The sequence below is a fragment of the Eudoraea algarum genome (assembly GCF_050589645.1).
In the GTDB taxonomy this organism is placed as follows: domain Bacteria; phylum Bacteroidota; class Bacteroidia; order Flavobacteriales; family Flavobacteriaceae; genus JBNGOQ01.
The window spans coordinates 21,833-46,732 of record NZ_JBNGOQ010000004.1 but is presented as its reverse complement, the minus strand read 5'-3'; the positions used below and the strand labels follow the sequence as shown (position 1 = coordinate 46,732).

Below are 24,900 nucleotides of genomic sequence, written 5' to 3'. Positions count from 1 at the left end.
GCTTTCGTTGAATTTTCCGTTCTACATCGCCCAACGGTACATTAAGTCCAAGAGCAGCCAAAATGCGGTGAACATTATCAATTTTATCACTTTTTTGGTCATTGTCATCGGTTCGGCAGCCCTTTTTATCGTGTTATCCGGCTTCGCGGGCCTAAAGACCTTTAGTCTGTCCTTTAGCAATTCCATTGATCCCGATCTAAAGGCACAGACAGCCTCTGGGAAGTTCTTTTCCATCTCGGCCGATCAAGAAAGGGACCTTGCAAAAATCAACGGGCTGGTTTCCTATGCGAAGGAGTTGGAGGAACGGGTCTACCTGACCCACAATCAAAAAAGCAGCATTGCCTATATCAAGGGTCTGGACCACAATTATAACCGTGTCACCGGAATAGACAGTACCCTCTATTTTGGGCAGTGGGCCACGGACCAGCAACAGGGCGTGGTCGGCATCGGAATTGCCAACCTGCTGGGTCTTACCGTCAACAACTATCGCAGTCCTTTGGTAGTACTGGCCCCCAAGCCGGGAAAAGGGCCCTTGTCCACCAAACCCTATAATGAAATTCCCCTTGTGGTCAGTGGGGTCTATGCCATAGAGGAAAACTTGGACAAAAAATACGTGTTTACCGATCTTTCCCTGGTGCAGGCGTTACTGGAAAAGGACAGCACCCAAGTTTCGGGCCTCAATTTTAGATTGGAACCTTCGGCCGATGTGCCACAGATACGAAATGAAATTACCGCTGTACTGGGCAATGAAATTGTGCTGAGGAACCGCCAGGAACAGAACAGTGCCCTCTACAAAATGTTGAATACCGAAAATGTGGTAACCTATCTTGTCTTTACCTTGGTGCTTATTATTGCTCTTTTCAATGTGGTGGGGGCCATTATCATGATGATCTTGGACAAACAGCAAAATTCAAAGACCCTTTTTAGCCTGGGAACTACGGTTCGGGAACTTCGGAGGATTTATTTCGTACAGGGTATCCTGGTTACGGGTCTTGGTGGTCTTATCGGGGTAGTCCTGGGCGCTTTGTTGATCGGTTCTCAATTGGCCTTTGGCTGGTTCAAAATAACCCCTTCCCTGGCCTATCCGGTGGAATTTAATCTCATGAACGTGCTCTTGGTGTTCACCACGATACTCATTCTGGGCTTTATCGCCTCCATGATCGCGAGCAGTCGAGTAAACAAAAAACTGGTCGCCTGATCAGACAAACTGGTGGTCACCAAATTTTTCCAATACTTCGTCGAAAGCGGCGAACACATCCACCGCATCGTCACTGGTCACCATTTTCATCCGGTATTCCTTAAAATTGGGTATGCCCTTAAAGTAATTGGTGTAGTGCCTACGGGTCTCAAAAACACCTAGTTTTTCCCCCTTCCAATCTATGGCCATTTGTAAATGCCTTCGGGCGGCTTCTACGCGCTCTTCCATGCTGGGGGGCATCAAGTGGTTCCCTGTTTTAAAGAAATGCTTCACTTCCCTAAAAAACCAGGGGTAACCAATGCTGGCACGGCCTATCATGGCACCATCCAGGCCGTATTGGTCGCGCATGCGCATGGCGGCTTCCGGGCTGTCTATATCCCCATTGCCAAAAACCGGAATATGCATACGCGGATTGTTCTTCACCTCGGCGATAGGGGCCCAGTCCGCCTGGCCCTTGTACATCTGTACCCGAGTCCTTCCGTGTATGGCTATGGCCTTGCATCCCACATCCTGTAGGCGCTCTGCCACCTCAACGATTTTGATTGAATTTTGATCCCATCCAAGGCGCGTCTTTACCGTTATGGGAAGCTTGGTGCGTTCTACCATGGCCTTGGTCAAGGAGACCATCAGGTCAATGTCCTTTAAGATCCCCGCACCGGCACCTTTGCTCACCACTTTTTTTACGGGACATCCGAAATTGATGTCTATGATGTCCGGACCGGACCGTTCCACAATATCCACGGACTGTAACATGGAGTCCAGGTTGGCGCCAAAAATTTGTATGCCCACCGGACGTTCCTTCTCATAGATATCGAGCTTCATGACACTTTTTGCGGCATCGCGGATCAGCCCTTCCGAAGAAATGAACTCGGTGTACACCACATCGGCCCCCTGTTCCTTGCAAAGGGCACGGAAAGGGGGATCGCTCACATCTTCCATAGGGGCGAGGAGCAAGGGAAAATCCGGTAGTTGTATGTCTCCTATCTTGAGCACTATTCCTTTATTTTTGAATTGCAAAGATATTGAAATCCCGCTTTAACGAAATATTGATGCGTTTTTCCAGGAATTGATGCTTCCCATCCATAAATATTCTATTTTCGCTTGCTCTAAAAAACCCCGCCCGATGAAAAAAAATCTTCTGCTTTCTTTGTTATGTGTGTTCGCTTTAGGTTGTTCAAGCGGAGATGATTCAAGCACCAAGGAAGAATCTGAAGAAACAGAGTTCATTGGTGGTGTATTGGAAGGCGGCATTATGTTAAGAACGCAAAAGGAAGTGGACGAATTCGCCGCCAAAGGGTATACCGGAATTACGGCTTCCCTATTTTTAACCGGTGTGCTTACAACAGGAAATGCCGTATTTGACCCTATCAAAGATATCTCAGCTCTGAACACACTTACCTTTATTGGTGCCGACATCAGGATTTCAAGAACCGAACTGACGGCCTTAACCGGTTTGGAGAACTTAACTTCCATTGGGGGCGATATCTTTGTCTGTATTTGCCCAACTGGCGATGATGCTTGTCAAATTTGTGGTAGTCTTATCACCGATTTTTGTGCCATTAGGGCCGCTTTAACAAATAGTAGTGATACTTCAATTCAGATAAGAGGTCTATTTACCCCATCCGTGGAGGACATCATTGGTGGTAATTGCAGTCTTTGATTATTCTGGGAATTCATAGGTATAAAGGTTTTAGAAACTTCTATCTTTGCCGTCTTAGTAGCAAAGGACGTTGTAGCGCATGAAACATATCAGGAACTTTTGCATCATTGCCCATATCGACCACGGTAAAAGTACCTTGGCCGATCGCCTATTGGGTTTTACCGGGACCATTACAGAACGTGAACAACAAGACCAATTGTTGGACACCATGGACCTGGAGCGCGAGCGCGGTATTACCATAAAGAGCCATGCCATACAGATGGAATATACCTATCAGGGCGAAAATTATATTCTGAACCTGATCGATACCCCTGGACATGTGGATTTTTCCTATGAGGTTTCCCGTTCCATAGCGGCCTGCGAAGGGGCACTGTTGGTGGTAGATGCCGCTCAGAGCATCCAGGCACAGACCATCTCCAACCTGTACCTAGCCCTGGAAAACGATCTGGAAATCATTCCCATTTTAAATAAGGTAGACCTTCCCAGCGCCAATCCGGAGGAAGTGACCGATGATATTGTGGACCTCTTGGGATGCAAACCTGAGGACGTTATCCCTGCCAGTGCAAAGACAGGAATCGGGATAGAGGATATCCTAAACGCCATCATTGAGCAAATACCGGCCCCTAAGGGCAATCCCGAAGAACCCTTACAGGCCCTGGTGTTTGACTCGGTCTATAATCCGTTCCGTGGGGTAGAGACCTATTTCCGGGTCATCAACGGAGAAATCAAGAAAGGACAGAAAATTAAGTTCGTGGCCACGGATAAAACCTATTTTGCAGATGAGGTAGGCACCTTAAAATTGACCCAGCTGCCCAAACCTGTCATCAAAACAGGGGATGTGGGTTATTTAATCACTGGAATCAAGGATGCCCGCGAGGTAAAAGTGGGGGATACCATCACCGATGCCAACGACCCTACCCAAAATGCCATTGAAGGCTTTGAAGATGTTAAGCCCATGGTCTTTGCCGGCATTTATCCGGTAGATACGGAGGATTTTGAGGAATTGCGCTCTTCCATGGAAAAGTTGCAGCTTAACGATGCTTCCCTGGTTTTTACGCCAGAGAGCAGTGCCGCCCTTGGGTTTGGTTTTCGCTGCGGATTTTTGGGTATGCTCCATATGGAAATCATTCAAGAGCGGTTGGAGCGGGAGTTCAACATGACCGTAATCACCACCGTGCCCAATGTAAGCTACCATGCCTACACGCGCAAAAATCCAGATACACCCCTTATAGTAAACAACCCCAGCGACCTGCCGGATCCCTCTACCGTAGACCGGGTGGAGGAGCCCTACATTAAGGCCACCATAATCACCAAGGCCGATTTTGTGGGCAATGTGATGTCGCTATGTATCGAAAAGCGAGGGTTGATCACCAATCAGACCTACCTGACCACGGAGCGGGTGGAGCTTAATTTTGATATGCCTCTGGCAGAAATCGTCTTTGATTTTTACGATCGGCTCAAGACCGTATCCAAGGGCTATGCTTCCTTTGATTACGCACCCATTGGGATGCGGGTTTCCAAACTGGTGCGCGTGGATATTCTGCTGAATGCCCAACCCGTGGATGCACTTTCCGCTTTGATCCATTTTGACAATGCAGCGAACATCGGGAAAAAAATGTGCGAAAAATTAAAAGAACTGATCCCTAGGCAGCAGTTCGATATCCCCATCCAAGCCGCCATAGGCTCCAAAATCATTTCACGGGAGACCATCAAGGCCCTTAGAAAGGACGTTACCGCCAAATGTTATGGCGGCGATATTTCCAGGAAAAGAAAACTGCTCGAGAAGCAAAAGAAAGGGAAAAAGCGCATGCGCCAGGTAGGCAATGTGGAAATCCCACAGCAGGCGTTTATGGCCGTGCTAAAGTTGAACGATTAAAAAACCAGGCCAAGGCCCTGGTTTTTTCACTTTGGTTAGGTTTGGTGGCCCCTATTGTGCCGTGCAAAGAAGATCTACAAATTGCTTGGGGGTAAGACCCAACAGCTCCGCAGAGCTGATGGTATCACTTTCCTCGCCAGAGGTAAAGGTGTAGGTGCCGTCCCCATTATCGCATATCTCCACATTTTGTCCCTCAATGGAACAGGACTCACAGTTGCCGTTGTCATCATTATCATCGGAACAGGCGTTAAAGACCAGAGCAAGGACAAAAATTGCTGGTAGTATTTGCTTTTTCATAGAAAGGTGTTGGTTTGTGGTTCGTAATTCAGAATCTAAACGCCACACCATCGATCATATTGCTATTTGCTGGTGCTTTTGCCCTATGATGTTGTGAACCAAAAATAAAGTGTAGTGAACGTAGGCTATTTGGGCACAGCCCTAGTCGTGTTGATCTCTTCCAGGTCGAACATCTTTCCCATATAAACGAGTCGGGAACCTTCTTCAAAATTGATGAATTCGTCACTGAAGGAGGAGATAATCTGTAGATTGCCGTCGGGAGTCTTTATAAAAATAGGGACGATATCATTATCCGCTTTGGTTATTTCAATGAGTCCCCTATAATGTGACTCGTCCTTAAGGCCCATTTCATGAATTGCAGGATAATGTCTGGCCGCCTCGGTCAATTTTATAAAGTCATCGGTATGCGAAAACAGGCCTTCTTTTGGATTGTTCTCCGGATCGTTCATCTCATCCGTGTTTACCAATCTAAAGGCTCCGTTCTCCCCAAACTGTCTTTTAAATTTGTTAATGGCATATTCATTGATCTCAGAATTTCCTGTAAGCGCCATGAGATAGCCCATATCGTTCAATTCAATGTTATCTGCCAAGGTATCGGAATAAATGTTGGCGGTCATCGCTTCCAGGCCCAGCATTTTGGCCTTTTCCACATTGGTGGGGTTATTATCGATCAGCACCACATGCCTGTTGTTCTGCTTAAGGTAGTTTCCGATCAGTCGCGACACCTTGGACGCGCCTATGATCAATATTCCTTCCGATTCCATTAAAAAAACACCGACCAGTTTGGCAAAGAACCGTGCCGTTGTAGCGTTGAGCAATACGGTCCCCAGCACGATCATAAAGACCAGAGGGGTAATGTATTCGGCCCCTGGCTCGCCCTTCAATATTAGTTTGGAGCCAAAGAGCGACGCGATTCCCGCAGCTACTATCCCCCTAGGGCCCACCCATCCAATAAACAGTTTCTCCTTTAGTTTTAGGGAAGACCCGTTTGTACTTAAAAACACCCCCAATGGCCGTACCAGAAAAACAATGGTGGCGAACAACAGGACGGTTTGCCAGTTATAGATCAATTCCATATCGCTGATGTTGATGTTGGCCGCAAGCAGGATAAAAAGGATGGAAATCAATAAAACACTCAGCGACTCCTTAAAATAGAGCAGTTCCTTTAAGTTGGGCAAGTTCATGTTTCCCATGACCATCCCCATGACCACCACGGCCAAAAGACCAGATTCGTGGGCAAATAGATCCGATTCTACAAATACCAATAACACGACGGACAAAGAGACCACGTTCAACAAATAATGGGGGATAAAGTTTTTCTTTATGGCAAAGGCCAGGGCATGGGCAAAGGTGAATCCAAAAGTGGTCCCGAACAACAGTATCTTTCCAAATTCGATCAATGCGGTCATGGTATAGGCTTGGCCGGCGCCCACACTAATAAACTCAAAGACAAGCACCGCTACCAAAGCCCCTATAGGGTCTATGAGTATCCCCTCCCACTTTAGCACCGCCGAGACGTCTTTTTTTAGGGGAATGTTTCTTAGGATAGGAGTGATTACGGTTGGGCCGGTAACAATGATCAAACCCGAAAAAAGAAAGGATATCTGCCAACTAAGTTCAAAAATATAATGCGCTGCCAAGCCTCCTCCAAAAAAGGTGACCAGAGATCCCACCGTTATCAACTTGGTGATAACGGGTCCAACATTGGCAATTTCCGATCGTTTTAAAGTGAGTCCGCCCTCAAAAAGGATAATACTAATAGCGAGCGAAACAAAGTAATAAAGGCCCTCGCCGGGAAACAAGCCCTTTTCGCCATTCCAAATGGGTTCAATGAGTTTTCCACCATCCTCCGTAAACAGGGTGGCTATCGGGCCTACTAGGAGCCCAATCAGTATCAAGGGCAAGATAGCCGGCAATTTTAACCGCCAGGCCACCCACTGGGCAATGATGCCCAAGATGATTATTCCCGCAAGTTCGAGCATAGAACTATTTTTTTGAAATTTACTGTTTTTATTCCAAAAACTAGAATTCAATCGCACCATAAGCCCCTATTTGGAATATTGTGCTATCTTGGGGTAAAAATTTGTGCTATGCCGATAAGCGCTAAACCCTTTAAAACCATCTTATTTGGGTTTGCATTTTCCCCTATGCTCAAGATCAACATCTTGGAAACCACACGTATTGCACATTTTTTTGATGCAAAACTTATTCTTTTGCACGTAGGGGACAAGACTTCGGAAAAGGCCGAAAAAATACGTGCCATCTTAGAGGAAATTGAGCATAAGGACCTGTCCATAGAAATTCAATGGAAACAAGGTTCGCCTATTGGAACTATATTGGACACCTGTAGAACATCCCATATTGACCTGCTAATTTTAGGGGCGCTTCAACATGAGAACATCTATCAATTTTATGTAGGCTCCATAGCCCGTAAATTGACCAGACAGGTGTGTTGTTCCGTTTTGTTGCTCATTAAGCCCTCGGCAGAGCGCGTCCCCTGCAAGCACATTGTGGTGAACGGATTGGACGCGCCGGAAACCCCCATGGCCATTTCCAATGCCTGCTATGTGGCAAATGCTTTGGGGGCACAGCAAATAACCATTGTTGAGGAAATCTTGCAAAAGGAAATACATGTAAGTGTGCAGGACGACAAATCGCTCAAAAAAGCGAACATTGTAAAAGAAAGATTGAAACATAGGGAAGAATCCCGGGTGAGGAATGTATTGAAGACCTTTCCGGACGCCCTTTTGAAAAATATAAAAATAAAAACGCAAAGTATCTTTGGGAAAAGGGGATATTCCATAGGCCACTATGCGGAAGTAGTGCGGGCAGATCTGTTAGTGATGAACGCACCCATTAAATCAGGTCTGTGGGACCGTATCTTTCCCCATGATATCGAGTACATTCTATCCGATCTGCCAACTGATTTACTGATTATCCGCGAATAAATTTGACACCTAAGACCCGCCATACCAAAGCCTTTCTAAGTGCCTTGCCTAAAAATATTTTTTCAGGTTTTGTGGTATCGCTTATCGCTTTGCCATTGGGCCTCGGCCTGGCCATTGCCAGCGAGGCGCCTCCCATATCGGGTATCATTGCTGCCGTGGTGGGGGGAATTGTTGTTTCCATACTCGGAGGGTCACAACTTACCATCGCCGGACCGGGTAACGGACTTGTCATTGTCCTCTTGGGGGCCATTACCACCTTGGGCGGGGGCGATCTGTACCAGGGGTATCTGTTTACCCTTGCGGCCATAGTCCTTTCCGGAGTGCTAATGCTACTCCTGGGGTTCTTAAAGATGGGGCGTCTCGCCGATTTTTTTCCGGCCTCGGCCATCCAGGGCATGCTGGCGGCTATAGGTCTGGGTATTTTGGCCAAGCAATTTCACATTATGATAGGCCATAACAACGAGCACGGGAGTATCATTTCCCTTTTGTTTCAGATTCCAAGTGGGGTATGGGAATTAAGGGAGGCCACAGACCCCGGGGAATGGGTGGCCGCTGGAATTGGTGTCATCAGCCTGCTCATTATGATTTTCTATTCAAAGATCCGGAACAAATATTTTCAATTGATCCCGGCGCCTATGTGGATCTTGATTCTTGCCGTAGGCTTTAGCTACAGTTTTGGTTTGCTGCGAATGCCATATCCCATGGACGCCTCCTTTCTGGTAAACATTCCCGACAAGGTCCTGTCCAGAACGGCATTTCCCGACTTTTCCATAGTATTCCAAAGCAACTTTCTTGCATCGGTCTTTGCCATAACCTTGATCGCCAGCATAGAATCCTTGTTGAGTATCAAGGCCGTGGACAAGTTGGATCCAGAAAACAGAAGGTCCAATGTGAATCGGGATCTAAAAGCTTTGGGTGTGGCCACCGCCATCAGTGGTATCCTGGGGGGCTTAAATGTGGTTACCGTAATCGCGAGGAGTTCGGTCAATGTGAACAATGGTGCCTCCAACCGATCCGCCAATTTCTTCCATGCGGCCTTTTTGGTAGGTTTTGTTCTGTTGTTTCAGGAACAGCTCCGAAAAATCCCGTTGGCTGCGCTAGCTGCTATTTTGGTGTACACCGGGTATAAATTGGCCACCCCTAAAATCCTGGGTAAAATTGCCAAAATTGGGAAGGAACAAATCGTTATTTTCCTGATCACCTTGCTTACCACCTTGTTCACCAACCTCATTACGGGAATCAGCGCCGGTATCTTGGCAACCTTCCTTATCCACATTTTGATCAACAAAAGCGTCTCGCTTTTTTTAAGTCACTTATTTAAGCCGAACATCCTACTCTTTAAGGAACGGGACGGCGGAAACTACTATGTGAGCGTAAAGTACTTTTGTAGCTTCCTTAATTTTTACAAACTAAAGAACAAACTCGATGTGGTTCCGGAAACCGAAACCGTGGTACTCGACTTTTCCATGTGCAATTTTGTGGACCACACGGTCATGGAAGGCCTGGAAAACTATACGGACACTTTTTCCAAGAAGGGCGGCAGCATAGAAATCATAGGCCTTGATAGGCACGGGACAGACTCCAAGCACCCCTTTGCCATACGAAAAATACTGCCTCTGGGTTCCCTAAAACCAATTGAACGCTATTTCACCAAGCGGCAAACCACCCTTAAAGCCATGTCCAAGGAGTTCAAATGGAGCTATGACCCAAAAAAGAGTACGGCCGTGGACATGCTTCGCGATTTTGTTTTCTTTAGGACCCGGGAAATCCAGTATCGCTACAATCGCTTGGTCGATGGAGAAAAAAACGTCAGCGTATTCGATCTTGAATTTACCGAAGGGGCCTTTATTGCCAGGGAGGTCATAAAGACCACGGTGATGCATATTGCCCTGAACGAAAAGATTCCGGTGTTTACCCTGGATCGTGAAGGCCTGTTGGAACTGCTCTACAGTTTGGCCGGTTTCAAGGATATCCAGATCCCCCACCATGCCGATTTTAACAAACGCTTTTATCTGAGCGGCGAAAATACCGCGGACATACAATCGATCTTCTCCGATGAACTGATCCTATTCTTTGAAAGCAATCCGTACTATCACGTAGAATCTAACGGGTCTGCCTTACTTATTTTGAAGAAAGAGCGCTTGCTGAGTGTACAGGAAATAAAGGCCTTGATCTATTTTGGGCAACAGTTGTCCCGCTTGGTACAGACCCGGATAACCGCATTTTAATTTGTTAAAAAACAGCTAATAACGGCCGTTTGGAGCGAAAATACCTCCCGCTTTTCTTATTTTGCGCCTTAGGATCATTTTTGAATGAAATTATACCCTATAGAGACAGGTAATTTTAAGTTGGATGGAGGGGCCATGTTCGGAGTAGTGCCCAAATCGCTTTGGAACAGGACCAATCCTGCGGATGCCAACAATATGATCGACCTTGCTGCCCGATGTTTGCTGATAGCGGATGGGGACCGTCTCATTCTAATCGATTCCGGTCTGGGCCATAAACAATCCGATAAGTTTTTTAGCTATTACTACCGCTGGGGAAACCATTCGCTGGATGCCTCCTTACAAAAATATGGGTTTCATAGAGATGATATCACGGATGTTTTCATGACCCATTTACATTTTGACCATTGTGGTGGAAGTGTACAATGGAACAAGGACAGGACAGGCTATGAGCCCGCCTTTAAAAACGCCATCTTTTGGACCAATGAAGCGCATTGGGATTGGGCCATAAGGCCTAATATAAGGGAGAGAGCTTCCTTTCTGCAGGAGAACCTCCTGCCCATGCAGGAAAGCGGCCAACTTAAATTTGTCGGTCGTGGGGACGGCCCCTTTGTGGAGCGGTCCGAACTGGGTTTCGGGATTCTATTCGTGGACGGCCACACGGAAAAACAGATGTTGCCACACATTGACTATAAAGGAAAGACCTTGGTTTTTGTGGCAGACCTCATCCCAACCGTGGGACATCTTCCGGTGCCCTACGTCATGGGATACGATACAAGGCCCTTGTTGACCTTGTCCGAAAAGGCATTGTTTCTGGATACCGCGGTACAAAAAGGACACCATTTGTTCTTTGAACACGATGCCCATAATGAAGTCTGCACCTTACAGCAGACAGAAAAAGGCGTGCGCCTAAATAATGCCCATACGTTCCATGAGCTGTTCAATTAAATCTATTATGGGACAGGGCAGAACGCATCACAATGTGGCTGGAAATTTGTACTTTCCCCGCTACAAAAAAGAAACCGCTGTCCGTGTTACCCAACTGGGCAAGGTTTTTGCAAGATTGTACCTAAAAAGAAGGTTTTATCATATATAAATAAATTTTAATCCATGAATATTTCATTTTCTAAATCATTTTTGGGGCTTTGTACAGTATCTGCCCTATTGGCCGGTTGTGGTGCAACCAGCTTGGTATCTACGCCCATCGAAAACATTGATACCATTCCCTTAAAAATCTCGGAACTGACCGAAACGGAAAAAAAGAACTGGGGCCATAAAGATCTCCTTACCGATACCATTCCGGGCATGAGCATAGATAAGGCCTATGCCGAAATCATTGGAAACAAAAAAGGGCAAAAGGTAATCGTTGCGGTTCTTGATTCGGGAATAGATCTCGAGCACGAGGATCTCGACGATGTGCTCTGGACCAACAAAAGGGAAATTGCCGGTAATGGAAAGGATGATGACGGCAACGGATATGTTGATGATATCCACGGCTATAACTTTTTGGGCGAATCCTACAACGAGCAATTGGAGTTTGCCCGAATGATCCGCTTAGATGTGGGCGATACAGCGCTAAAGGCCAAAGCCAAGGCCAAACTGGACGAGGATTATCCAAAGGCACAACAGAACAAACAACAATACGAACAAATTTTACAAGCGGTGACCAACGCCGATGCGGCCGTAAAAAAAGCCTTGGGTAAAACAACCTATACCAAGGAAGACCTTTTGGCCCTGAAACCAGAAGATCAAGCAATGCAGCAAAACGTGAGCATTTTAATGCAAATGTTCAACTACGCTGACACCATTCCCGAAGTGCTTGATGAACTTAAGGATGGTATAACGCATTTCTCGGAGCAACTCAACTACAACCTGAACAAGGATTTTAATGGAAGAAAGGTTGTAGGCGACAATCCGTACGACCTGAAAGACCGTGGGTATGGCAACGGAAATCCCCAGGCAAGAGTGACGGATGAAAGCCACGGCAGCCATGTGGCCGGTATCATTGCGGCCGAACGCAATAATGGTAAAGGGGTTAATGGTGTTGCCAACAACGTGGCCCTTATGAGCATCCGTGCGGTACCCAATGGGGATGAATATGACAAAGATATTGCCCTAGGCATTCGTTATGCTGTGGACAATGGCGCCCGCATCATTAATTGTAGCTTTGGAAAATCGTTTTCCCCAAAGGCAGAATGGGTCTACGACGCTATAAAGTACGCAGCATCCAAGGATGTCCTAATTGTGCACGCTGCCGGAAACGATGGGGCCAATTTGGATGATCCCAAGAATCCCAACTTCCCCAATGATCATAAGTTCCAAGGTTCGGAAATTGCGGATAATGTAATTACCGTAGGTGCCCTTACCAATAAATACGGTTCCGAAATGGTGGCTTCTTTTTCCAATTACGGAAAGGCCAATGTAGATGTTTTTGCCCCAGGAGCAGCCATTTATTCTACTTTCCCCAACAATTCTTATGAATCCATTGGGGGAACCTCTATGGCAGCACCTGCAGTTGCGGGCATTGCGGCTCTGATCCGCGGGCATTATCCAAAACTTACCGCGCCCGAAGTAAAGAAGATCTTGATGCAGTCTGGTCTAAGCACCAAGGCATCTGTTATTTTGTCCGGGGAAACCGGAAATACCAGCACTTTTGACAAGATTTCGAAATCGGGCAAAATGGTGAATGCGTACAACGCGTTGATCTTGGCCGAAAACGTATCCCGTGGAAAGGTAAAATTGAGAAACCATGCAAAATAAACTTTTGGTATCCGTGAAAATTCTTTTTGTTTTCCTGTCGTTTGCCCTTTCGCTCCAAGCCCAAAACCGGGGGTCGTACTGGCAACAGCACGTAGATTATACCATGGATGTGACCATGGACGTAAATACTTATCAATATTCGGGCACCCAAAAATTGATCTATACCAATAATTCGCCAGATACGCTTTCCAAGGTCTATTACCATCTGTATTTCAATGCGTTCCAACCGGGAAGTGAAATGGATGTCCGGCTCCAAAGCATCAGGGATCCCGATGGACGGATGTTCGTGGATAATAAAAGTCGGATCGCTTCCTTGGGGAAGGATGAAATGGGCTACCTAAAGGTGTCCTCCCTTGAACAAGAGGGCAAAGCGTTATCGTACACCGAAGCCGGAACCGTGCTGGAGGTAGAACTCCTTGAACCAATTGCCCCTGGGGGCAAGACCACCCTCCAAATGGTCTTTAACGGCCAGGTCCCGGTACAGATCAGGCGTTCGGGCAGAAATAACAAGGAGGGGGTAGCGCTTTCCATGAGCCAGTGGTATCCCAAACTGGCCGAATACGATTTTGAGGGCTGGCATGCCGACCCCTATATCGCCCGTGAATTTCATGGCGTCTGGGGCGACTTCGATGTGAAACTTACCTTGGACAAGAATTATATTGTTGGGGGCAGCGGATATCTGCAGAACCCGCAGGAGGTAGGTCACGGATATGAGGCCCCGGGCACCCAGGCAAAGAGGGTAAAAGGGAAAATGCTAACCTGGCATTTCAAGGCGCCCAAGGTGCACGATTTTATGTGGGCAGCGGATCCCGAATACCTTCATGATACGCTAGAGGTAGCCGATGGGCCAACGCTTCATTTTCTGTATAAAAACAACCCTGCCATCCTTGAAAACTGGAAAAACCTGCAGCCGAAGACCGCACTGGCCATGGAATTCTTCAGTAAACACATTGGCCCTTATCCTTATGACCAATACTCTGTAGTACAGGGCGGCGATGGAGGCATGGAATATGCCATGAGCACCTTGATCACAGGGGAACGAACCTTTGGTAGCCTGGTGGGGGTCATGGCACACGAGATGGCCCATTCCTGGTTTCAACACATCCTGGCCACCAATGAGGCCAAGCACGAATGGATGGATGAAGGTTTCACCACCTTTGTCTCCACACTCTGTATGAACGAAATCATGGAAGAGGGAAAGGAAAACCCCTTTGAAAATGTTTATAAGAGTTATTACGCCCTGGCAAATTCTGGTCAGGAACAGCCACAGACCACCCATGCCGATCGTTATGGCGCCAATTTCGCCTATGGCATCTCGGCCTATAACAAAGGGTCTATCTTTTTGTCCCAGCTAGGTTATGTCATAGGACAGGACAAGCTCATGCAGACCATAAAAAAATACTATGAGGATTTTAAGTTTACCCACCCCGTGCCCAACGATATCAAGAGAACAGCGGAAAAGGTTTCCGGCCTTGAGCTGGACTGGTACCTGACCGATTGGACGCAGACCACCAACACCATAGACTATGCCATAAAGGAGGTGGTCGCCGACGGGGAAAAGACAAAAATAATCCTGGACCGCAAAGGCCTTATGCCCATGCCCTTGGATATTCTAGTGGTCTACCAGGACGGTACCCGGGAGACCTTTTATGCGCCCTTGCGCATCATGCGGGGCGAAAAGGAAAATCCATTTCCAGACCTGAAAAGAACAGTGCTGCCCGATTGGCCTTGGGCATTTCCTACCTACGAATTTACTGTAGATAAGCCTATTAGTGCAATTTCAGGAATTGTTATAGACCCTTCCCATTTAATGGCAGATGTTAATAAAGAGGACAACAGCTATCTCTCCCCGCAAAAACCGGAATAACGGGTAGGCGTGCACACACTTGTTCAACCGCTGGTTATTTGGAAAATCGGCCGGTGTTTTTATACATGTCGTTTTTGGCCGTATGTTCCCGATTATACATGAGCAGATGGTCCTTGTCCAAGGTTTTGTTCCGATAACCCAAAAGATGAAAGAAGGATTTGGTAAAGAACCTGGCAATCTTAAGGTTTACCAAAAGACTTTCCTTTTGCGTATCGGCCCAAGAAATCCCTGGAAGCAGCGTTAACAGACGGTGCAATTTAAGCCTTCGCAGCAGTGCGGACCACTGTAGCGCCCAAAGCGGAATTTTCCGAATAAGGAAAAAGCCTTCCTGGCCCTGTTCCTGGTAAAGTGGCATAAATACAATGGCGTCCTTTTTTGCCCGTACCTTCCTTTCTTCCTGCATGGCCATTACGGTTCCCTTGCGGACCTCCTCAAAATTTTCAAAGCCCAGGGCCATCCGAAAACGACCTCCAATGGGGATCAAGTACCGGTGTACCACTTCATAGAAACTGGTATTTCCTGAAGCAGCCTGTTGGAGGTTTTGATAATACCGGTCAAAATTGGCAGCCTCATTCCTTTGGAGGCAGCCTGCAAATACCAGGGCCAGCCCTATAAAGGCCATGCTGTTCTTAACGCTGGCTTCCTCCGTATGCTGGCCTGCCTCAAAACCCAAGGACACATAGCCCAGGGAATTGATATAGCTCAGTAAGGGGCCCTCTAGATATTCCTCTATGCCCAAGACGATGGGTACGGGAAAGTGTTTGGAAAACCTCCTATTGATAAGGGCGTCGTTTATGGTAATGAACGGCATGGTCCTCCCGGAGGTGGAATGGATGTCCACAAAATAGAAAGGAGGTGTATGTAAGGCAATAATGTTCAGAACAAGGGCATGGATTTCGATTAGTTCGTGTTCCTCGTGGGAAAGATCTGTTTCCTTCTTCGTCTTTATGGCCTTTATTCCTGCCGATGTCCATAGTCGATTCAGATCCGTATCCAAAAAACGCTTTCGCTGTAATTGCGCAGGAATATTCCCGTGGATACCGTATATCGTTCCTCGGATGCTGGCCGAAGACATTTTAAGTTTTTGAAAAGTCTGCTCAAGTGCGTCAACACCGCAGGGTTCGTTCCCGTGGATGCCCCCAAAAAAGACGACGGTAGGTCCTTTTTGTTTTCCCTGAATATGGCCTATGATCCTCAATTTCGTAGCACTTAGCTGTTTTTTTGACATTGCGTAGGTCATAAGCTAGAAGTCGTTGGAAGTAAGAATTCCTAAAAGCTGTTGCCCCGTTACTACGGGTAAACAATTGATTTTCTTGGATGTCATTAGGGCCTTAGCCTCCGTCATCTGCATTTCGGGAGTTGCTGTAATGAGGTTTTTCTTCATCATGTCGGCGACCCGTTGATCTCCTTTTTCAGGGTGCTCCAAAAAGTTCTGAACATCGCTCCAACTAAGTAGTCCCACCAATTTTAGGTGTCCGTCCAGGATGGGGACATGATGTATGTTCTTCCATTGCATCATTTTCAGCACCAAGGCCGCACTATCGTTTTCCTGCGCGGTAATGGTCCTCGTAATCATGCACTCTCCAACGACCTTTTTCTCCAACGTAAACACGGCTTCATCTCCCCTTGGAAGTTGCCAAGCATCCACCGGATATCCTTTTTGCTGTCTTTTGTACATCGTAGCGGTCAATACCTTAAGGGCATCTGGTGTTTTATGTTTTTTCATAAGGCTTCGTAAAGCGTTTACCGTCCATCTAGAGCCGCATTGTGTTCGAACCCTATTTTCAATAATGGACAGATAATGTTCCACGTCCTTTGGTGCCACATCCATCGCATACAGTCCTTTGTAGGCCATGGGCAGGAATACATCCAAAAGCAGTTCTTGGCTGGTGTATAAAGCCCCGTTCCAATAAAACTGTGCGGCCAGGCCATATCGGGCCGCATTAAAAAAATTGCCCTTGGCGTCCTTAAAGTCCATTTTGGTGTGTATTTCCTTGAAAGCATGGGGCCGTCCACGCATTACCCCCACCCAGAACATCATATTGGCCATCTCATCCTGTACGGAGGGCCCCGCAGGCATGTACCTGTTCTCAATGCGTATATGCGGTTTGCCATTGCCCACGCCATAACAAGGCCTGTTCCATTTGTAGACCGTGCCGTTGTGCAGCCCCAATGCCTTTAGTTTGGGTATGCTTCCTTTTCCCAACTCGTCCAGGCTGTCGGATTCAAAGTCGGCCGTAATCAGACTCCTAAAACCGATTATGGAGTCTTTAAAGAAATCTACCAGGGAACCGCGCACCCAATCGTTTCCAAAGTTTACCCTGCTGTCCCTGTGATTTAGGATAAACGTACTTGCCCGGGTATCTATGCTTTGGGTAAAAAGAGCTATCCGTGTTTCTGCCCAAAGCTCCCGGCCCATCAAGAGAGGCGAATTGGCACAAACCGACAATATGGGCCCTGCGATGGCCTGCGCCCAATTATAGGAATCCCTAAAATCGGCCGGGTCAATCTGTAAATGGCTCTGAAAGCTGGTGTTGCATCCTTCGTAGAGAATGGAATCATGGCGCAGGTTCACCTCATCTACCCCCTTTATATGCAATTCAATATCGTGCTTTCGCAATTCCTTGATTGCGTCGTTCAGCACAGCGTACCGCTTTGCGGGGGTCATAAAGGACAAGTCCAAATGCCGCGCCTCAATGGTAGGGAGAATGCCACTGAGCAGTACCTTTGCCCCGTGTTTTTTGGCCGCTTTCTTCGCTTTGTCCAAAAGTCGGTTGAGTTCCTCGTGCATTTTTGAAAAACAGTCGCCTTTTAACTGGGCCGGGTCTAGGTTGATCTCTAGATTGTACAGGGCCAGTTCCGAGGTAAAATGCTCGTCATTGATTTCCTTCAGTATTTCCATGGCGGCCCGGGAGGGTTCCCAGGATTTGTTTACAAGGCAGAATTCCTGCTCGGCGCCGATTCGGATGGGGGCCTTCTCGAATAAATTGTGCTTCAACATATATTCCAGCGCCTCAATATCATTTAACAATTGCCTTATATACGGCGCTTTGTTAGGGCTTCCTACTAATTTTTCAACTTTAAGTTCTCCCATAATCCACAGGTGTTGGGCCGGTCTATGTGATATGCGCTCAGCCTAAATACAATACAATATACCCTGCTTTTCTTCCGGTAAATATGACAAAAGTCATCTCGTAAAGCTGTGGATTTTATTTTTACTTTTACGCCACCATGGCATTTACATTTCCCAAAAAGGAAAAACTAAAAAGCAAAAAACGCATTGAGCAATTGTTCAGCGAAGGACGGTCCATATCCCAGTATCCGATTAGGCTCATCTATTTGCAAACGGAGTTGTCCCAAGAAGCAAAAATACAGGCCGGCATGGCCGTCCCTAAAAAGAATTTCAAAAGCGCGGTAAAAAGGAACCGTGTCAAGCGTTTGCTCAGGGAAAGTTATCGCCTGAACAAAGATGTGGTTTTTAACAACATAGAGGGAAACTTTGCGTTTCTATTTTTATACCTTGGCAAGGATTTGCCCAGTTATCATAGGGTTGAGGATAGCATGAAACAGATACTTCAAAAATTTATAATACAGTACCGCAATGAAAAAGTTGGTTAAAAAACAAGTGTTGATCCCTATAGTCGCAGTCCTTTTTTTGCTGGCGGGATCTAGTTTTAAAAGCGATTTTTTTGAAATCGCCAAACAGATCGAAATCTTCACCACGCTCTTTAAGGAGTTGAACATGAACTATGTGGATGAGACCAATCCGGCAGAATTAATGGATACCGCCATCAAGAACATGTTGGACGATCTGGACCCCTATACCAAGTTTTTGAACGAACAGGACGTAGAATCCTATAAAATAAACAATGCGGGCGAGTATTCCGGTATCGGTGCCCTGGTACGATCCTATAAAGAAAAATTGTTGGTCATTGAGCCCTACAAGGGATATCCAGCAGACAAGGCCGGCCTTAAGGCCGGGGACGAGATCATCAAAATCGGAGATATCAAGGTCTCTGATTTTAAGGACAATGCCAGTGAGCTGCTCAAAGGGGCCAATGGCACTGAGGTAACCGTTACCTACAACAGACAGGGGCAGATCAAAACCACTACCCTGGGCCGGGAGGCCGTAGAGGTAGATGCCGTACCTTATTACAAAATGGTGGACGATAAGATCGGGTATATTGTTCTGGCAAGGTTTAACCGTAAGGCTTCAGGACAGACCAAAGCCGCGCTAGTGGATCTTAAGGGCCAGGGAGCTGAAAAAATCATCTTGGACCTGCGTGGAAATCCAGGTGGACTCTTATCGGAGGCCATCAACGTGACCAATCTATTTGTGCCCAAAGGCGAGCTGATCGTGACCACAAAATCCAAGGTAAAAAAGTTCAACAGCGAGTATAAGACCAAAAACAAGCCTTTGGATGTGGATATTCCCTTGGTGGTTTTGGTAAACGGTAGAAGTGCCTCCGCCAGTGAAATTGTTTCCGGAGGCCTACAGGACCTTGATCGTGCCGTGATCATGGGTGCCCGTAGTTTTGGTAAGGGCTTGGTTCAAAGACCGCTGAAATTGACCTATGGTACGCAATTAAAAGTGACCATTTCAAGATATTATACCCCATCTGGCCGGTGCATACAGTCCCTGGACTATTGGAACAGGGATGATCAGGGCAATGCGGTAAGGAATACGCAGTTCAATGATTTTACCACAAGGAACGGCCGTAAGGTACAGGATGGAGGGGGTGTGCTGCCCGATATTGAAATAAGTTCGGTCAAAACAACTACCCTGACCAACGCACTATTACAGAACAACGTCATTTTTGATTACGCCACAAAATATCACTACCAGACACCTTTGGACAACTTGGCCGACTTTACCTTCGCCGAATCCGATTTTGAAGCTTTTAAAACCTATGTGTCCCAAAGCGATTTTACCTTTGAAACACAAGCCGAAAAGGCACTTAAAGCAGCAATGGATGGTAAGGACAAAGATATTTTTGGGCCTGCCGTCAATGAAAATTACGAATCGTTGCTGCTGGAAATCAACAAGAGTAAAATTTCGGGCTTGGACAAGTTTCAAAAGGAAATTCAAAAAAACCTCGAAGATGAAATCATCAAGCGCTACTTCTATCGCGAGGGCCTGTATGATTATTATCTAAATCATGACGACGCCATTTTGGCCGCTACGGAATTGTTGGCAAACCCCGCCAATTATGCCGGTATTTTGAAATAAAGTGATGTGCGAAATTATTTGTATGAGTTCGTATGACATTTTTTGAATGGTTGCTCTTTTAGGTGATTGCTGAACTAGACTCCATTTTTTTACCTTTTTCATTTAGACCAGCTCAGATAGATATATTTAGGCTGTACCGTTTTTAGCCCGTCAAAAATTATTGTATTTTTGGCCTGGTAATCCGCTCATTATTTCTATACCTGTTCCCATTTTCGATTTCTTTGTGCAAATGATGTATCACGCAAAATGAAAGTATCTGTTGTTAGTCCGGTTTATATGGCTGAAAGGGTTCTTTCCCTTTTGGTGCATAGGATTCAAGATAGCATGGAAACCGTTGCCGAAGATTACGAAATCATCTTGGTTGAAGACGGCAGTCCTGATAATTCCTGGAGCATTGTCGAAGGTATTGCGTCCGCGAACAAGGAAGTGGTCGGAATAAAGCTTAGTAGAAACTTTGGACAGCATTACGCAATTACTGCTGGATTGCAACAAGCTAGGGGAGATTGGATAATCGTTATGGATTGTGATCTTCAAGATCAACCCGAAGAAATTCCGGTTTTGTTTAAGAAGGCAATGGAGGGGTATGATATTGTGTTGGCAAGAAGAAAAGCCCGGAAAGACAATTTTCTTAAAAAGCAATTTTCGCTCTGTTTTTATAGATTGCTTTCATTCTTTACAGACACAAAACAGGACCGGTCTGTAGCGAACTTTGGTGTTTACCATAAAAAAGTTATTCGGGCCGTTTTGGACATGGGTGATATTATACGAGTGTTTCCTATTATGGTTCAATGGGTTGGTTATAAAAAAACAACAGTCGACGTAAATCATGCTAAAAGAGAGGCCGGTAAGTCCTCCTATACTTTTCAAAAGCTTTTTAGGTTAGCTGTCAATATCTTTTTGACTTTTTCAAACAAGCCCCTAATTCTTACGGTGAGGTTTGGGTTGTTTATTTCACTGGTTTCTTTTTTGGTGGGTATTTTTTACTTGGTCAAATACCTGACTGGTTCTATTGTTGTTCTTGGTTATACAAGCCTAATTCTATCTATTTGGTTTTTGGCAGGGATAATTATCTTTTCAATAGGGATTTTGGGATTATATGTCGGGAAAGTGTTTGATACTACAAAAAAAAGGCCCTTTTTTATAATCGACAAAATAGTCAAATGACGCATTTTCCAAATATTCATTCAGAGCATATAAGTGTCGGCATTAACACTGTGATAGAGCCTACCGCAAGCATTAAAGGGCTTAATGGAAAGGCACATAACATTGTTATTGGTGACAATTGTTACATTGGTTCCAATGTGCAAATTATTATTGATGAATTTGATATAGGAGACTATTCAAAAGTTCATCACCATACGAACATCCATGGCTACAAGCCTTGTACGATAGGTCATAATGCTTGGATTGGGCAATACACCATAATTGATTCAATAGGGGGCGTGACGATTGGAAATAACTGTGGGATAGGTGCGCAATCCCAAATGTGGAGCCATATAAAGTACGGTGATACCCTTGAGGGAAGTCGTTTTAAATCGGAAAAAGAGCTTGTAATCGGTGACGACGTTTGGTTAGTGGGGCATTGCATCCTATCGCCTGTTTCCGTAGAGAGCAAATCCATGGCACTCGTAGGGTCTGTAATCACCTCAGATATGAAATACAACCGCATTTACGGGGGTTCTCCTGCAATCGATTTAACGGACAAAATTGGACGCCCGTTCCAAGAAGTGCCTCTTCCCGAAAAAATAAGGGTAATGAATCAGTATTTACAAGATTTTAGTACTGCTCCACGGAAGCTGAGAATAATCGAAAATGAAGCTGAAATAAAAAATGAGGATGTTACTTACTTCATTGTCTCATCAAGAAAATACACGAAAAGGAATACACTCGAGGAAATTGCATTTATGAATTTTTTGCTTCCGGAAAAAGCTAAGTTCACCCCAATGTAAGATTTATGATACCATTTAACAAACCGCATTTGACGGGTGAGGAATTTGGTTATATCCAGGATGCCGTCAATAGTGGGCATCTCTCCGGTAATGGGAAATACACTCGTTTGTGCCATGCGTTTTTTAAAGAGCGTTTTGGGTTTGGAAAATGCCTGTTGACCACGTCCTGCACGGATGCCCTAGAGATGGCTGCCATATTATTGGATATTAAGGAGGGGGATGAGGTGATAATGCCTTCATACACCTTTGTTAGCACTGCCAACGCCTTCGCACTAAGAAAGGCTAGAATTGTTTTTGTTGATTCACGCGAAGATTGTCCGAACATGGACGAGTCCCAGATTGAAGCTTTAATCACCAAAAAAACTAAGGCGATTGTTCCGGTTCATTATGCCGGAGTGGCATGTGATATGGGTGCAATAATGAAGTTGGCCGACAAATACGGCCTGTTTGTCGTTGAAGATGCGGCTCAGGCAATAGACAGCTATTATGTTGACCCTGCTGGTAACAAAAGGGCGTTGGGGTCGATTGGGCATTTGGCTACTTTTTCTTTTCACGAAACCAAGAATATTATTTCAGGAGAGGGGGGCATGCTGGTCATAAACGACCCTAGGTTCTATGAAAGGGCCGAAATTATTTGGGAAAAAGGAACGAATCGTTCCGCTTTTTTTAGAAACGAAGTAAACAAATATGAGTGGGTAGACGTTGGGTCTTCGTTTCTCCCTTCCGAGATAATCGCTTCTTTTTTGTATGCACAACTAAAAGCGCTTAAGGTCATTCAGCAACAACGACAACGTATCTGGAATACATATTACAATGAACTGAAAGCATGGGCCATGGACCATCAGATTCAATTGCCCATTGTTCCTGAATACGCGACTAACAATGCACATTTGTTTTATATGGTTTCGAATGGAGAGGAGCAACGCGACTTTATTATTAAGCATTTGAGGAATAATGGGGTCTTGGCAATTTTTCATTACATAAGCTTGCACAAAAGTCCCTTTTACAGCGCAACGGGTGATGTCCGGGTACTGAAGGAATGCGAACATTATTCGGATGCTTTAATCCGCTTACCATTGTTCTATGGCCTTTCAAAAAAAGAATTGCATCATATTGTCAATAGCGTACGTTCGGTGCGCTTATAAACCAAACCTAAATGAATCTAATGTTGGTACGATTTAAATCCGCTCTTGAAAAACCCTCCTGGTCTCTAGTTCTGGGGTTTGTGTTTATTTTGGCCTATTATTCGCCATTTATCTATTATGGTGAAAATTCCTTTGTGCGGATACACGACAATCTTGACTCCAATATTGCCTGGGTAAAGATGTTGCTGGATAACCAAGCCTTTTTCTCTTCCCCTATAACATCGGTCCAGCAAGTATTCAACGGTGTTCCAAGGTCATCCTTATATGGGACGTATGATATTAGCATATTATGGTTTTCACTTTTTGGAATGTACGGAGGGTATGTTGTAAACAAAGTAATTATGAGTTTGGTTGCATTTGTTGGCATGTATCTCTTGTTAAAAAAGTATTTCTTGAACCAAAAGGCCTTTGAACCGATTTCTTGTGGGGCATCTATACTGTTCTCTTTACTTCCCTTCTGGTCATTTACCCTGAGCGTGAGCGGGCTTCCCTTGCTGTTGTATGCGTTCCTCGGCATCAGAAAAGGAGAGCGGCATTATGTAAATTGGATCATAATTGTTGTGTTGGCATTTTATTCCTCCTTGATTTTGTCCGGTCTTTTCATCTTAATCGTTCTGTCGTTGGTGCTGTTACACGACTTGATACGTGAGAGAAAATTCAATTTTTCTTTTTTTTACGCCATTGGTTTATTAGCTGTCCTTTATTTGGTTGGTCATTTTCCCTTAGTCTATTCCTTTCTTTTTGATAGCGATTATGTGTCGCATAGAACAGAATTCCATAAAAAACCATGGAATCTGTCCGAAGCCTGCTCTCATTTGGAAACTATATTAAGGTACGGGCAGCATCACGCCCATAGCTTACACGAATATCTTTTGATTCCGGTACTGGTGGCGCTCATTCTTAGGCTTATCACGAGAAAGCCTAGCAAAAAATACATCCTAGTCCTAGTTTTTATTCTATTAACTTCTTTTCTTTATGCTGCGTTTCGGTGGGAAGCGGTTTCCGACTTTTTCGTTGCGCTAACCTCTCTGTTGCCCATTCAGCTTCAAAGGTTTCACTTTTTACATCCTATGCTTTGGTATGTGCTTTTTGCACTAGCCCTGGCCACATTCTTCGAGATGGGAAAAATTGGCAGGTGGGTAGCATTCCTCCTCTTGTCATTACAGCTTGGGTTTATCATTAGCAAACATGAATTTTTAACCCAAAACCACGAACCCACCTATAAACAATTCTATTCGGTAAATCTGTTTGACAAAGTAAAAAAGACAATTGGTGACCCTGTTGATCAATATCGGGTAATAAGCTTGGGTATTCATCCTTCCATTGCCCAATACAATGGATTTTATACGTTGGATGGGTATCTTCCTAATTACCCTTTACAGCACAAGCATGAATTTGGTCGAGTTATCGAGGGGGAGCTAAAAAAAGACGCATACCTTACATATTATTTCAAAAACTGGGGTTCTCGGTGTTATGCCTTTACCAAAGCCTTGCGAACCAATTACTTAAATCCAAATCCAAAAATCATAACCGCTTTGGACTTTGATTTTAAAGCGCTAAAAAAAATGGGGGGGAGATATCTTCTGTCCAGCGCGGAAATCGATTCCAAAGCTGTTCAAGATATACGTTTAGTGGGGGTTTTTCAGGACCCTGATTCCTATTGGGATATATACCTTTACGAAAACGTATCCGAAGCGCAATAGTTGTTCGCAATCATCTGAGCATATTTAGTTACATTTACTGGT

The 24,900-nt window shown here is 45.4% G+C and carries 19 protein-coding genes; 14 read left to right on the top strand and 5 right to left on the bottom strand.

Features of this window, described 5'->3' with window-relative positions; translation table 11 throughout:
* Positions 1 to 7: 7 nt before the first annotated feature.
* Positions 8 to 1,198, top strand: a complete 1,191-nt coding sequence (locus ACRD67_RS15230) for an ABC transporter permease (protein WP_430968083.1) — start codon at positions 8 to 10, stop codon at positions 1,196 to 1,198.
* Here the strand turns inward: ACRD67_RS15230 and dusB are convergent, their stop codons facing one another.
* The gene (gene dusB, locus ACRD67_RS15225; protein ID WP_430968082.1) at positions 1,199 to 2,191 is read right to left on the bottom strand and encodes a tRNA dihydrouridine synthase DusB; all 993 of its coding nucleotides are present in this window, start codon (positions 2,189 to 2,191) and stop codon (positions 1,199 to 1,201) included. It abuts the gene before it with no gap.
* 130 nt (positions 2,192 to 2,321) lie between these two features.
* Between dusB and ACRD67_RS15220 the strand changes: the two genes are divergently transcribed.
* The gene (locus tag ACRD67_RS15220; RefSeq protein ID WP_430968081.1) at positions 2,322 to 2,858 is read left to right on the top strand and encodes a hypothetical protein; all 537 of its coding nucleotides are present in this window, start codon (positions 2,322 to 2,324) and stop codon (positions 2,856 to 2,858) included.
* A gap of 79 nt (positions 2,859 to 2,937) precedes the next feature.
* Positions 2,938 to 4,734 (top strand): translation elongation factor 4, encoded by a 1,797-nt coding sequence (gene lepA, locus ACRD67_RS15215; RefSeq protein ID WP_430968080.1) that lies wholly within the window; start codon positions 2,938 to 2,940, stop codon positions 4,732 to 4,734.
* Positions 4,735 to 4,785: 51 nt separating this feature from the next.
* Here lepA and ACRD67_RS15210 read toward each other — a convergent pair whose 3' ends face one another.
* Both ACRD67_RS15210 and ACRD67_RS15205 read right to left on the bottom strand, forming a co-directional pair.
* Positions 4,786 to 5,031, bottom strand: a complete 246-nt coding sequence (locus tag ACRD67_RS15210) for a hypothetical protein (protein WP_430968079.1) — start codon at positions 5,029 to 5,031, stop codon at positions 4,786 to 4,788.
* 125 nt (positions 5,032 to 5,156) lie between these two features.
* Entirely contained in the window at positions 5,157 to 7,013 is a 1,857-nt protein-coding gene (locus tag ACRD67_RS15205; protein WP_430968078.1) for a cation:proton antiporter, read from the bottom strand.
* Positions 7,014 to 7,121: 108 nt separating this feature from the next.
* Between ACRD67_RS15205 and ACRD67_RS15200 the strand changes: the two genes are divergently transcribed.
* The 5 genes from ACRD67_RS15200 to ACRD67_RS15180 all read left to right on the top strand — a co-directional run bounded on the left by ACRD67_RS15200 (position 7,122) and on the right by ACRD67_RS15180 (position 14,831).
* On the top strand, positions 7,122 to 7,979 hold the full coding sequence (locus ACRD67_RS15200) for a universal stress protein (RefSeq protein WP_430968077.1): 858 nt from the start codon (positions 7,122 to 7,124) through the stop codon (positions 7,977 to 7,979).
* A gap of 2 nt (positions 7,980 to 7,981) precedes the next feature.
* The gene (locus ACRD67_RS15195; protein ID WP_430968076.1) at positions 7,982 to 10,207 is read left to right on the top strand and encodes a SulP family inorganic anion transporter; all 2,226 of its coding nucleotides are present in this window, start codon (positions 7,982 to 7,984) and stop codon (positions 10,205 to 10,207) included.
* 84 nt (positions 10,208 to 10,291) lie between these two features.
* Positions 10,292 to 11,152, top strand: a complete 861-nt coding sequence (locus tag ACRD67_RS15190; protein ID WP_430968075.1) for an MBL fold metallo-hydrolase — start codon at positions 10,292 to 10,294, stop codon at positions 11,150 to 11,152.
* Between the two features lie 162 nt (positions 11,153 to 11,314).
* A complete protein-coding gene (locus ACRD67_RS15185; RefSeq protein ID WP_430968074.1) occupies positions 11,315 to 12,964 on the top strand; it encodes a S8 family peptidase in 1,650 nt (549 codons plus the stop codon).
* Positions 12,954 to 14,831 carry a M1 family metallopeptidase gene (locus tag ACRD67_RS15180; protein ID WP_430968073.1) on the top strand — a complete coding sequence of 626 codons (1,878 nt, stop codon included), beginning with the start codon at positions 12,954 to 12,956 and terminating at the stop codon, positions 14,829 to 14,831. Before ACRD67_RS15185 ends, ACRD67_RS15180 begins: the two co-directional genes overlap by 11 nt.
* A 34-nt stretch (positions 14,832 to 14,865) precedes the next feature.
* On the opposite strand, the gene ACRD67_RS15175 is transcribed toward ACRD67_RS15180, so the two are convergent.
* Together ACRD67_RS15175 and ACRD67_RS15170 are read right to left on the bottom strand one after the other, a co-directional pair.
* Positions 14,866 to 16,059, bottom strand: coding sequence for a succinylglutamate desuccinylase/aspartoacylase family protein (locus ACRD67_RS15175; protein WP_430968072.1), 1,194 nt, complete (start codon positions 16,057 to 16,059; stop codon positions 14,866 to 14,868).
* Positions 16,060 to 16,074: 15 nt separating this feature from the next.
* The gene (locus tag ACRD67_RS15170) at positions 16,075 to 17,925 is read right to left on the bottom strand and encodes a glutamate-cysteine ligase family protein (RefSeq protein ID WP_430968071.1); all 1,851 of its coding nucleotides are present in this window, start codon (positions 17,923 to 17,925) and stop codon (positions 16,075 to 16,077) included.
* 137 nt (positions 17,926 to 18,062) lie between these two features.
* Between ACRD67_RS15170 and rnpA the strand changes: the two genes are divergently transcribed.
* The 6 genes from rnpA (at position 18,063) to ACRD67_RS15140 (ending at position 24,858) form a co-directional block, all read left to right on the top strand.
* The gene (gene rnpA, locus ACRD67_RS15165; protein WP_430968070.1) at positions 18,063 to 18,449 is read left to right on the top strand and encodes a ribonuclease P protein component; all 387 of its coding nucleotides are present in this window, start codon (positions 18,063 to 18,065) and stop codon (positions 18,447 to 18,449) included.
* Positions 18,433 to 20,061, top strand: a complete 1,629-nt coding sequence (locus ACRD67_RS15160) for a S41 family peptidase (protein WP_430968069.1) — start codon at positions 18,433 to 18,435, stop codon at positions 20,059 to 20,061. Before rnpA ends, ACRD67_RS15160 begins: the two co-directional genes overlap by 17 nt.
* Positions 20,062 to 20,307: 246 nt before the next feature.
* A complete protein-coding gene (locus ACRD67_RS15155) occupies positions 20,308 to 21,225 on the top strand; it encodes a glycosyltransferase family 2 protein (RefSeq protein ID WP_430968068.1) in 918 nt (305 codons plus the stop codon).
* On the top strand, positions 21,222 to 22,010 hold the full coding sequence (locus tag ACRD67_RS15150; protein WP_430968067.1) for an acyltransferase: 789 nt from the start codon (positions 21,222 to 21,224) through the stop codon (positions 22,008 to 22,010). The genes ACRD67_RS15155 and ACRD67_RS15150 overlap by 4 nt, the downstream gene beginning before the upstream one ends.
* 5 nt (positions 22,011 to 22,015) lie before the next feature.
* A complete protein-coding gene (rffA, locus tag ACRD67_RS15145) occupies positions 22,016 to 23,155 on the top strand; it encodes a dTDP-4-amino-4,6-dideoxygalactose transaminase (RefSeq protein WP_430968066.1) in 1,140 nt (379 codons plus the stop codon).
* An 11-nt stretch (positions 23,156 to 23,166) separates the two neighbouring features.
* Positions 23,167 to 24,858 carry a DUF6044 family protein gene (locus tag ACRD67_RS15140; RefSeq protein WP_430968065.1) on the top strand — a complete coding sequence of 564 codons (1,692 nt, stop codon included), beginning with the start codon at positions 23,167 to 23,169 and terminating at the stop codon, positions 24,856 to 24,858.
* Positions 24,859 to 24,900: the final 42 nt, after the last annotated feature.

Excerpts from the sequence above, each read along its gene's own strand:
- ACRD67_RS15220 (WP_430968081.1), top strand. The coding sequence starts at position 2,322 with ATGAAAAAAAATCTTCTGCTTTCTTTGTTATGTGTGTTCGCTTTAGGT.
- lepA (WP_430968080.1), top strand. The coding sequence starts at position 2,938 with ATGAAACATATCAGGAACTTTTGCATCATTGCCCATATCGACCACGGT.
- ACRD67_RS15210 (WP_430968079.1), bottom strand. The coding sequence starts at position 5,031 with ATGAAAAAGCAAATACTACCAGCAATTTTTGTCCTTGCTCTGGTCTTT.
- ACRD67_RS15205 (WP_430968078.1), bottom strand. The coding sequence starts at position 7,013 with ATGCTCGAACTTGCGGGAATAATCATCTTGGGCATCATTGCCCAGTGG.
- ACRD67_RS15200 (WP_430968077.1), top strand. The coding sequence starts at position 7,122 with ATGCCGATAAGCGCTAAACCCTTTAAAACCATCTTATTTGGGTTTGCA.
- ACRD67_RS15190 (WP_430968075.1), top strand. The coding sequence starts at position 10,292 with ATGAAATTATACCCTATAGAGACAGGTAATTTTAAGTTGGATGGAGGG.
- ACRD67_RS15185 (WP_430968074.1), top strand. The coding sequence starts at position 11,315 with ATGAATATTTCATTTTCTAAATCATTTTTGGGGCTTTGTACAGTATCT.
- ACRD67_RS15180 (WP_430968073.1), top strand. The coding sequence starts at position 12,954 with ATGCAAAATAAACTTTTGGTATCCGTGAAAATTCTTTTTGTTTTCCTG.
- ACRD67_RS15175 (WP_430968072.1), bottom strand. The coding sequence starts at position 16,059 with ATGTCAAAAAAACAGCTAAGTGCTACGAAATTGAGGATCATAGGCCAT.
- ACRD67_RS15170 (WP_430968071.1), bottom strand. The coding sequence starts at position 17,925 with ATGGGAGAACTTAAAGTTGAAAAATTAGTAGGAAGCCCTAACAAAGCG.
- rnpA (WP_430968070.1), top strand. The coding sequence starts at position 18,063 with ATGGCATTTACATTTCCCAAAAAGGAAAAACTAAAAAGCAAAAAACGC.
- ACRD67_RS15160 (WP_430968069.1), top strand. The coding sequence starts at position 18,433 with ATGAAAAAGTTGGTTAAAAAACAAGTGTTGATCCCTATAGTCGCAGTC.
- ACRD67_RS15155 (WP_430968068.1), top strand. The coding sequence starts at position 20,308 with ATGAAAGTATCTGTTGTTAGTCCGGTTTATATGGCTGAAAGGGTTCTT.
- ACRD67_RS15150 (WP_430968067.1), top strand. The coding sequence starts at position 21,222 with ATGACGCATTTTCCAAATATTCATTCAGAGCATATAAGTGTCGGCATT.
- rffA (WP_430968066.1), top strand. The coding sequence starts at position 22,016 with ATGATACCATTTAACAAACCGCATTTGACGGGTGAGGAATTTGGTTAT.
- ACRD67_RS15140 (WP_430968065.1), top strand. The coding sequence starts at position 23,167 with ATGAATCTAATGTTGGTACGATTTAAATCCGCTCTTGAAAAACCCTCC.